Source organism: Nocardia sp. NPDC058497 (assembly GCF_042720195.1).
GTDB lineage: Bacteria > Actinomycetota > Actinomycetes > Mycobacteriales > Mycobacteriaceae > Nocardia.
The window spans coordinates 1-2,048 of record NZ_JBHXMY010000127.1 but is presented as its reverse complement, the minus strand read 5'-3'; the positions used below and the strand labels follow the sequence as shown (position 1 = coordinate 2,048).

At 69.0% G+C, this 2,048-nt stretch carries 1 protein-coding gene and 1 pseudogene; both read left to right on the top strand.

Annotated features, from left to right (window positions below):
- A partial coding sequence (locus ACFWPJ_RS11680) for a family 2B encapsulin nanocompartment shell protein (RefSeq protein ID WP_378849874.1) occupies positions 1-1,228 on the top strand: 1,228 nt, incomplete at its 5' end.
- Positions 1,229-1,240: 12 nt separating this feature from the next.
- A pseudogene (locus ACFWPJ_RS11675) lies at positions 1,241-2,048 on the top strand (hypothetical protein); the annotation flags it as partial.

Below are 2,048 nucleotides of genomic sequence, written 5' to 3'. Positions count from 1 at the left end.
CGGGGGCGGCACCCCCCCGTGCGGCCAGGGGGTGGTGTTGTTCGGGGGGCTGGGCCCGCGGGGGTGGGTGATCCCGCAGGAATTGCGCGAACTCCCCGCCCTGCGCACCGTCGACGACGACGAGTTGCTGCGACCGCTCGCCGACAATTTCGTGCAATACGATCTCGATCCCGGCACCGTCGTCGCCGAATTCGGTAATCCGATGGATCAGGTCATTCTGGTCGTCCACGGAAAACTCGCCCGGCTGGGTTCCGGCGAATACGGCGAGGCGACGAAACTCGGCATGCTCTCCGGCGGTGACTATTACGGCGAGGATATGCTCACCGACCCGTCGGCGATCTGGCCGGACACCGTGAAGACGGTGACCAAGACGACCATTCTCTGCCTCCCCAGGCAAGAATTCGAACAATTCCTCGACATGAATCCCGCCTTGGCCCGGATCCGCACCGAGGCCGCCCAGACGCCACGTCGGACGCAGAATTCCAAGGGCGAAGCCGATATCGAGATCTCCTCCGGCCATTCCGGCGAACCGTTGCTCGAAGGCACCTTCGTCGACTACGACGCCAGCCCACGCCAATACGAACTCAGCCTGGCCCAGAGCGTGCTGCGGATTCACACCCGCGTCGCCGATCTGTTCAACGACCCGATGAACCAGGTCGACCAGCAGCTGCGCCTGACCGTCGAAGCGCTCTACGAACGGCGCGAGTACGACCTGGTGAACAATCCCGAGTTCGGCCTGCTGCACAACTGCGATCTCAAGCAGCGCATCACCACCGAATCGGGCCCGCCGACCCCCGACGACATGGACGAGCTGCTGAGCATGCGCCGCGGCACCAAGTTCCTCCTCGCCCATCCCAAGGCGATCGCCGCGTTCGGCCGCGAATGTTCGCGCCGCGGACTGTATCCCGATCCGGTGGAGTTCCAGGGCTCTCGGGTCCCAGGCTGGCGCGGGGTGCCGATCCTGCCGTGCGGCAAGATCCCGGTGAACGGCACCCAGACCACCTCGATCATGGCCATGCGCATCGGCGAGAAGGATCAGGGTGTCGTCGGATTGCATCAGACCGGCATTCCCGATGAGTTCGAGCCGAGTTTGAACGTGCGGTTCAAGCAGATCGACGATCAGTCGATCATGTCGTACCTGGTGAGCTGCTACTACTCGGCCGCGGTCCTGGTCCCCGACGCGCTCGGCGTACTCGACGACGTGCTCGTCGCGCGCCGGGCCGACTGATCGGCGCAGGCCGTGTCGATCCTCACCAGGGCAGCGGCCCCGCACGCGGGCACCGAGCTCGCCGCGACGGTGGCTGCCCTGCTGCACGGCGCGACGGCGCCTGCCGACCTGTTCCCCCGGCTGGGCACGGCGGCAGCCACACTCCCCCACCGGATTTCGCCACCGAAGCTGTCCATCTCCGAACCGCGATACCTGCTCGGACCCACCGGGATCGGCACGACCTCGCTCTGGCGGGCCGCACCTCCCACCTCGCAAGCCGGTGCACGGCAAGCGATTCCACCGCTCTACTGTCCACCACCCGAACGCGACGATCCCGAGCTGGCCGAGGCCGTGAACGTCGGCCTGCTCGCCTGGGCCGCCGAGATCGGCCTCTACGAAGGCCGTCTCGACGAACTCGGCAAGGCCGATTTCGGTCGGCTGATCATGCTCGCCCATCCCGATTGCGACGACCCCGACCTGCTCCTCGGCGCCGCCCGCTGCGCGGTGGCCGAATGGTCGGTCGACGACTACTACTGCGAGGAGGACGCCCCTGGCGACACCGCACCCGACGGAACCCCGTCCAGCGCCGCCGCCGAACTCGGGCCACGGCTCGAACTCGCCGCCGCCGCGATGGACCCGGCGCATCTGCCCGCGCGGTACGCGCCCCGGCTCGAACAGGCCATGCAGGCCGATCCGATCCTGCGCGCGTTCCGCACGTCGTGGGCGGGCACGGGGGGGGGGACGCGCCCCCGGCCGCCCGCGCCCCGCGGCCCCCCCCGCCCGGGGCCGGGATCTAGAGCCCCGCCCCGCGCGCGCGCGCGGCCCCGCCCCCGCGGGGACC